At 72.3% G+C, this 7,453-nt stretch carries 7 protein-coding genes; 3 read left to right on the plus strand and 4 right to left on the minus strand.

Features of this window, described 5'->3' with window-relative positions:
- A partial coding sequence (locus AOK11_RS11630; protein WP_055593599.1) for an MFS transporter occupies nucleotides 1–1,292 on the plus strand: 1,292 nt, incomplete at its 5' end.
- 62 nt (nucleotides 1,293–1,354) lie between these two features.
- Here the strand turns inward: AOK11_RS11630 and AOK11_RS11635 are convergent.
- The gene (locus AOK11_RS11635) at nucleotides 1,355–2,563 is read right to left on the minus strand and encodes a pyridoxal phosphate-dependent aminotransferase (protein ID WP_055593600.1); all 1,209 of its coding nucleotides are present in this window, start codon (nucleotides 2,561–2,563) and stop codon (nucleotides 1,355–1,357) included.
- A gap of 89 nt (nucleotides 2,564–2,652) precedes the next feature.
- On the opposite strand from AOK11_RS11635, the gene AOK11_RS11640 reads away from it, so the two are divergent.
- Nucleotides 2,653–3,306 (plus strand): winged helix-turn-helix transcriptional regulator, encoded by a 654-nt coding sequence (locus tag AOK11_RS11640; RefSeq protein ID WP_055593601.1) that lies wholly within the window; start codon nucleotides 2,653–2,655, stop codon nucleotides 3,304–3,306.
- A gap of 134 nt (nucleotides 3,307–3,440) precedes the next feature.
- Here AOK11_RS11640 and AOK11_RS11645 read toward each other — a convergent pair whose 3' ends face one another.
- From AOK11_RS11645 to AOK11_RS11655, 3 genes are read right to left on the minus strand one after another with little or no spacing between them, the layout of a single operon-like run.
- Complete coding sequence (locus AOK11_RS11645) at nucleotides 3,441–4,274, minus strand: hypothetical protein (RefSeq protein WP_055593602.1); 834 nt, start codon at nucleotides 4,272–4,274, stop codon at nucleotides 3,441–3,443.
- Nucleotides 4,274–5,548 (minus strand): VWA domain-containing protein, encoded by a 1,275-nt coding sequence (locus AOK11_RS11650; protein ID WP_055593603.1) that lies wholly within the window; start codon nucleotides 5,546–5,548, stop codon nucleotides 4,274–4,276. Before AOK11_RS11650 ends, AOK11_RS11645 begins: the two co-directional genes overlap by 1 nt.
- 9 nt (nucleotides 5,549–5,557) lie before the next feature.
- Entirely contained in the window at nucleotides 5,558–7,123 is a 1,566-nt protein-coding gene (locus AOK11_RS11655) for an IucA/IucC family protein (protein ID WP_055593604.1), read from the minus strand.
- Between the two features lie 122 nt (nucleotides 7,124–7,245).
- Here AOK11_RS11655 and AOK11_RS11660 point away from each other — a divergent pair.
- On the plus strand, nucleotides 7,246–7,453 hold a 208-nt coding region (locus AOK11_RS11660), incomplete at its 3' end, for a hypothetical protein (protein WP_167353782.1).

Raw genomic sequence — 7,453 nt, forward strand, 5'->3', positions numbered from 1 at the left:
CCTCCGCTCCCGCCCGGCCCCCCGCTCCCGCTCCGACGGACCGGCGCACCCGCGCCCTGACCCGTGCGGTCGTCGTCCTGTGTACGGCGGCGATCACGGTCGAGGGGTTCGACCTCATCGTCTACGGCGTGGCGATGCCGTCGATGCTCGCCGACTCGAAACTGGGCCTCGACAAGTCCCTCGCCGGAACCCTCGGCAGTCTCGTTTATGTGGGCATGCTCATCGGCGCCATCGTCTGCGGGCCGCTCGCCGACCGCCTCGGCAGGCGTCGGCTCGTGCTGGCGTCGGGAGTGATCTTCACCCTGTTCACCGTCGGCTGTGCCGTCGCCGCCGAGCCCTGGCAGTTCGGTCTCTTCCGACTGCTCGCCGGCATCGGCATGGGCGGTGTGATGCCGTCCTGCGTGGCCCTCGCCAAGGAGTACGCTCCGCGCGGTCGCTCCGCGCTGGTGGCGACCATCGTCCTCGCGGGCGTTCCGGTCGGCGGTGTGCTCGCCGCGCTCACCGCCGCCGCGTGGGGCGCTTCCCTCGGTTGGCGCGGCCTGTTCGGTGTCGGCGCGGCACTGTCGACGCTGGTGTTCGCCGGCGTGTACGCCCTGCTGCCGGACTCGCGACCCGGAGCGGCCGACGCCCCCGCCCCCGAAGCCACTCCCTCGACGGCGTCCGTCGACAGCCCCGGGTCCGGCGGCCCGACGGCCGAGGCGAAGACCCCCTCGCCGGCCCGCTCCGTGCTGTCGGACGGCCGCGCACGCACCACGGTGCTGTTCATCGTCGCCAACTTCGCGGTGCTCCTGGCCTGGTACGGCCTGAACACCTGGCTGACCCAGCTGATGCGCGAGATGGACTACCCGCTCGGCTCGGCGCTGCAGTTCACGCTCGTGCTCAATCTGGGTGCCGTGATCGGCTCGTTCGCCATCGCCGCTGTCGCCGACCGGGTCGGCCCGCGCTTCGTCACCATCGGCAGCGCGGCGCTCTCCGCGATCGCCGTCGTCGGCCTGTCGTGGGGCGGCAACACCGTCGTCGTCCTCTGTCTGACCGCGCTCGCCGGTGTCGGTGCCCATTCGGCCCTGACCGTGCTCAACGACTGGGTGGCGTCCAGCTACCCGGCCTCGACCCGTGCCACGGCACTCGGCTACGTCTCGGGCTTCGGGCGTGGCGGCGCGATCGTGGCGCCGCTGCTCGGCGGCTGGATCCTGATGTCTTCTCTCGGCCCGACCACGGTCTTCTACGTCTTCGCCGCAGCAGCCGCCCTGAGCGCCGCGGCCCTCCTCGCCATCCCGAACCGCCGGGCCTGACGCCCACCGCCGCGACACGCGACGCCCCGTCTCCAGCAGGAGGCGGGGCGCCCTCATGAGGGTTACTGTCGGTAGCCGCTCAGGAACCGCCCGATCCGGCCGATCGCCGTCTCCAGGACATCCGCGTGGGGGAGTGTCAGGATGCGGAAGTGGTCGGAGGAGGGCCAGTTGAAGCCGGTGCCCTGGACCACCTGGATCTTCTCCCGCAGGAGCAGGTCGAGGACGAACCTCTCGTCGTCGTGGATCTTGTGAACCGCCGGATCGATGCGCGGGAACGCGTACAGGGCGCCCTTGGGCTTGACGCAGCTCACGCCGGGGATGTCGTTGAGCATCCGCCAGGCCACGTCCCGCTGTTCGTGCAGACGGCCGCCGGGGGCGGTCAGCTCACGGATGGACTGGCGGCCGCCGAGCGCGGCCTGGATGGCGTACTGGGCGGGCGCGTTGGCGCACAGGCGCATGGAGGCCAGCATGGTCAGGCCCTCCAGGTAGTTCTTCGCGTGCTGCTTCGGGCCCGTGACCACCAGCCAGCCGGAGCGGAAGCCCGCCACGCGGTACGTCTTCGACAGCCCGCAGAAGGTGAGGACGACCAGGTCGGGGGCGAGCGCGGCGGCCGAGTGGTGCACGGCGTCGTCGTAGAGGATCTGGTCGTAGATCTCGTCGGCGAGGACCATCAGGCCGTGCCGGCGGGCCAGATCGAGGATGCCCTCGACGATCTCCTTCGGATAGACCGCACCGGTCGGATTGTTGGGGTTGATGATGACCACGGCCTTCGTACGGTCCGTGATCTTCGACGCCATGTCGTCCAGGTCCGGGTACCAGTCGGCCTGTTCGTCGCACAGGTAGTGGACCGCCTTGCCGCCCGCGAGGGTGGTCACCGCCGTCCAGAGGGGGAAGTCGGGGGCGGGGATGAGGACCTCGTCGCCGTCCTCCAGCAGCGCCGTGACGGCCATCGACACCAGTTCGGACACGCCGTTGCCGAGGAAGACGTCGTCGACGTCGACCTCCACCCCCAGGGTCTGGTAGCGCTGGGCCACCGCGCGGCGGGCGGAGAGGACGCCCCGCGAGTCGGTGTAGCCGTGCGCCTGCGGCAGCATCCTGATCATGTCCTGGAGGATCTCCTCCGGCGCCTCGAAGCCGAACAGGGCCGGATTCCCGGTGTTCAGGCGCAGCACGCTGTGCCCCGCCTCCTCCAGCGCGTTCGCGTGCTCGATGACCGGGCCGCGGATCTCGTAACAGACCTCGCTGAGCTTGCTCGACTGCCGGAACTCCATGGGCCGCTTCCCCTCACGCCGATCTCGTGTTGCTTGGTTTTACCAAGTGACCACTTGGAAAGTCCAACAACTTGTCTACACTGCGTCGCATGTCACCTCGCCGAAGCTACGACCAGTACTGTTCCGCCGCCCGCGCGCTCGACGCCGTCGGCGACCGCTGGACCCTGCTGATCGTCCGCGAGCTCCTCGCCGGCCCGCGACGCTACACCGACCTGCACGCGGACCTCCCCGGCGTCAGCACGGACGTACTGGCCTCACGGCTGAAGGACATGGAACGCGAAGGACTGACCACCCGGCGCAGGCTGCCCCCGCCCGGCGCGGCCTACGTGTACGAACTCACCGGCCGGGGGCGCGCATTGCTGCCCGTGCTGCAAGCGCTCGGTGCGTGGGGGCAGGCGGCGCTGGGGGAGCGGCGGCCCACCGACGCGGTGCGGGCGCACTGGTTCGCGCTGCCCCTGCTGCGCGCCCTGGAAGCCGTGGGTGCGGGGGAGGGTGCGGGAGGGGGTGGCCTGGTCGAAGTCAGGCTGGAGGAGGGACTGTTCCACTTGCACGTCGGTGCCGAGGACGGGCCGGTCTACGGGGACGGGCCCGCCCCCGGCGAACCCGATGCCACGCTGGTCCTCGACACCGGCACCTGTACGGCGATCAGCCGCGGGGAGTCGACCGTCGCCGACGCGGTACGCGACGGGCGGATCGCGGTGAGCGGCGACGGCACGCTCGCCAAGGCGCTGAGGGAGGCGTGACGGGCTGAGGGAGGCGTGACGGGTGGCACGGTCGCGAAGGGGAGGCGCGGCCGTGAACGGGAGGAGGCCCGCACAAGGCGGGCCTCCTGGGAGAGCGTCACGCGCCGGGCGTCCCTCGGACGTCCCGCCGGAGGTCACGCGCCCGGCGGCACCCGGGACGGCCGTCCCGTTCCCCGCGTCAACCGGTAGCCGGCGACCCCGGCCAGTGCGGCCAGCGCACCGCCCATCGCGGTCCACACCCAGCGGCTGGACCACCAGCCCGAGGTCCAGCCGTCCTCGGGCTCGAGGTCGGCCAGTACGGCGGTCGGCGAGTCGTTCCCGTCACCGTCGCCGTCCTGGTCGGCCGCGGCGTTCTGCAGCGCGATACCCGGTACCAGCGGCTCGGAGAGCGAGCCGTCGACCGCCGCCGCACCGCCCATCTCCTTGGAGCCGGCCCGGACTTCGATGTCCACCGACTGGCCCAGGTCGGCCGCCGTGAGGTTCACCGCCGTGAGCCGGACGTAGTACGTGCCCGGCAGCGGGTCGTTGGCCCACGGCTCCGACCAGGCGCGGACCGTGCGCAGCACGCACTTCAGCTCCACGGAGGCCGCGTCGGCCGCCGCGGTGCGGGTCTGGGCGCCGTACTGGCAGGCCTGTCGACGGCGCAGACCGTCGTACACGTCGATCCGCCAGGTCTCGGCGGCGTGCGTCTCGGGCAGCTTCACCGACGCCTCGACGGTCGGGCGTTGCCCCGTACCCGCCGGGAACGACCAGTACAGGTAGTCGCCGACGGACGCACGCGCCGTCGCGGTCTGCCCCTGCTCGAACTCCGTCGCGGTACGGAACGAGGTGCCCGCGCGGGTCGGTCCGGCGCCGTCCTCGGACGACGCGCCGGGGGAGGGAGTGGAGTCGGCCGCGGCGGGGGCCGCGGCGGCCGCGGACAGCCCGAACGTCAGCAGGGCCGCGCCCAACAAGCGGGTGATACGCATCAGCTGGTCCTCCAGACCGCGAACCGCCAGCGTGACAGCCAGCCCCAGACGAGACCGGCGAGGAAGCCGGCGAGAACCAGCGTGCCGAGCAGCCACCAGCCCCGGCCCAGGCCGAAGGAGGCCACGTCGCTCGACCCGTCCGGGCCCTCCACGACATCGATGGTCAGTTCCAGCGGCAGGCCGGGCGTGGTCTTCACACCGGAACCCGGCGAGAACGAGTTGGTCACCGCCAGGCACACCGTCTCGGCGGCCGGCTTGTCGCCGTCGTCGTCGTCCCGCTCGGGCTTCGGATAGCGCAGGCCGGTGGACAGGACGTCCGTACGGCCGGTGCCCGCGGCCTCGCCGCGGACGATCTCCCGGTTGTGCACCGTGACGGCCCGCAGCAGCACGCCGTAGTCCGGGTTCACCGCCCGGTCCGCCGCCACACTCACCGACGCACGCAGTTCCTGGCCCGGCAGCACGTCCACCCGGTACCAGCGCTGCTGCCCGAACTCCTCACGGTCCGTGTAGAGACCGGACTCCAGCGTCGGCGCCTTCGCGCACGACGCGGCCCCCTCGGTCGCGACCGGCGTCACCACCGGCTCCGCCGCGCGGTCCACCAACTCATTGACCCGGTCGGCCAGTTCGTCCTGGTGCTGGACCGAGGTGTAAGTGCCGCCGGTCGCCTCAGCGATGCAGCTGAGCTGTCGGCTCAGCTTGGCGTTCGGCACCAGGCCCAGGGTGTCGATGGTCAGACCGATGCCCTTGGCCGCGATCTCCCGGGCCACCTCGCACGGGTCGAGCGGGGCACAGGTGTCCTCGCCGTCGCTGATCAGTACGATCCGCTTGGAACCGTTGCCGTCCTTGAAGTCGCCGGCCGCCTTCAGCAGGGCGGGGCCGATCGGTGTCCAGCCGGTCGGGTTCAGCGTGGCCACCGCCGTCTTGGCCTCCGTGCGGTCCAGCGGACCGACCGGATAGAGCTGGGCGGTGTCCTTGCAGCCCTCCTTCTTGTCGTCGCCGGGGTAGTTGGCGCCGAGGGTGCGGATCCCCAGCTCGACCTCCTCCGGCGTCGCGTCCAGCACCTCGTTGAACGCCTGCTTCGCCGCGGCCATCCGGGACTGCCCGTCGATGTCCCGGGTCTGCATCGAGCCGCTCACATCGAGGACGAGGTCGACCTGGGGCGCGTCCTGGCCCGTGGGTTCACCGGCGACCGCCGCGGACGGGAAGGCGAGCCCCGCCGTCAGAGCGGCGAGCAGGACACCGACGCCTGCTGCCGGCCATTTTCTTCTGATCATCGCCGGATCCTATTGATCGGAACCACCGCACTCCCCAGCGGGGCTCCAGGGCCGGCCCCACCCGGGCTCGCCTTGAAGGGGATTGGGCAGTTCCGCCCATTCGTCCCCGGCCGCCCGCGGCGAAAGCCGCATCAGCGTCAGCGCCTTCGCGGGCAGCGGTTCGCCGCACAGCGCCGCCAGGTCCGGGGTACGCGGCAGATCCCGTACGGCACTCTCCAGCGCGACCCGCAGCGCCGGGCCGGAACCCGTCGTACCGGCCAGCGCGCCCGCCACCAGCGAGCCGAACACCTTGCGCCGCAGCGTCCGTTCGTCGTCCGTCACCATGCGGGTGGGCAACTCGGGCGCGGGGATGCCGTGCTGGGCGAGCCGCGCCGGGCTGATCCGCAGGTCGGCCAGATCACGGTAGACGAGCCGCACCGGCTCCCCGTCCGGCGACAGCACGACCAGGAGATTCTGGCCGTGCGCCTCCAACGCCACGCCCAGTTCGAGCAGTCGCAGTCCCACCGTCAGGGCGAGCCGCGCGAACCGGGCCGTCCAGGCGGGGGAGCGGGGCAGCCCGGTCGCCGCCAGGGCCGCCACCGGCACCACCCGCTCCCCGGCCGCCGCGTACTCCTGCGGCGACTCGCGCACCACGGCCGCCAGATCGGCGGAACCGGCCGCCGCGGCGCCCAGGGTGCGGGTGATGTGCAACAGCCCGTCGGCCCGTGCCGCCATCGACTCCCCGAACTCGGACAGCACCGCGGACGCGGCGACCGAACCGAGCGAGATGTCCCGCACCGACGACGTCAGCCGTGTGCTCAACGCCGTCTTCACATGCGGCCCGGCGGGCAGTGCGAGCGTCCGCAGCGCCATCAGCGGACGCGCCGCCAGCCGCCCCGCGGGCTCCCGTTTGAGTACATGCGCCGCCTGCCAGGGATGCACCGGGACCACCACCCGCTCTCCGTCCCGCAGCCACTCCGGCCAGACCCCCGTCACCAGGCAGTCCCCGGCCGGTACCGGAATCAGCCCCAGCTCCACGACGGGACGGTGCTCGGGCCCGTACGCCAACTGGTCGGCCACCGAGAAACCGGGTCGGGAACGGCAGTTGGGATGGAACGGATGCCCGTCGACCACTCGTTGCTCCCACTCCCAGTCCCACCGGGGCCACTCACCCGCGTCTTCCCCGCCCTCTTCCGGCGCTCCCGCCCGGGACAGTGCCAACGAGGCCACGCTGTGCGCGAGTTCGGCGGCGAAGGAAGCCGAGTGCGGTACGGCGAGTTCCCCCATCAACCGCGCCGGATCGCCGTACGCCGCCTCGTCCAGCCGCACGACGGTGACGTACGCGGCGGTCGCATACGGGTCCGGGCGCGGGCCGCGCAGCCGACGGCCGTCCGTCAGCCGCAGCGTGAGCCCGTCACCGTCCGGCTCCCGGCGCGCGACCCACGGCAGCGGATCGTGCGCGAGACCGCGCCACAGCCGGCTCAGCACGGCCGCGCGGGCCCCCGGCAGCGCTGCCGCGTACCGGGGCACCAGCGCGGGCCGTACGACGGCCAGCTCGTCGGCGATTTCGGCCTCGGCGGCGGAGGGACGGTGCACAGGCGGGCTCCTCGGGTACGAAACGTGCTGCGGAACGAACTGCCGGTCCGTGGCGGACACGCGGACATACTGATCGTCTCCGTCCGGACAGACCGTAGGGAACAGTGGAACGCGTGGACCTCATGCCCCCGACCGCAGACGACGACGCGGCACCCCGCGCCTCCGAGGGAGCCCGGCCGGCCGCTCACGCCGACGCGTACGCGATCGCACCGCTGCTGAACTGCCTGCTGCGCGAGGTCGCACTCCCGGTGCCGGACGAGAACGCGGACGAGAACGCGGACGAGAACGCGGACGAGGACCGCAACCGGGACCGGGACCGCGACCGGCACC

This window comes from Streptomyces hirsutus, assembly GCF_001418415.1.
In the GTDB taxonomy this organism is placed as follows: domain Bacteria; phylum Actinomycetota; class Actinomycetes; order Streptomycetales; family Streptomycetaceae; genus Streptomyces; species Streptomyces hirsutus.

Excerpts from the sequence above, each read along its gene's own strand:
- AOK11_RS11635 (WP_055593600.1), bottom strand. The coding sequence starts at position 2,563 with ATGGAGTTCCGGCAGTCGAGCAAGCTCAGCGAGGTCTGTTACGAGATC.
- AOK11_RS11650 (WP_055593603.1), bottom strand. The coding sequence starts at position 5,548 with ATGATCAGAAGAAAATGGCCGGCAGCAGGCGTCGGTGTCCTGCTCGCC.
- AOK11_RS11645 (WP_055593602.1), bottom strand. The coding sequence starts at position 4,274 with ATGCGTATCACCCGCTTGTTGGGCGCGGCCCTGCTGACGTTCGGGCTG.
- AOK11_RS11640 (WP_055593601.1), top strand. The coding sequence starts at position 2,653 with ATGTCACCTCGCCGAAGCTACGACCAGTACTGTTCCGCCGCCCGCGCG.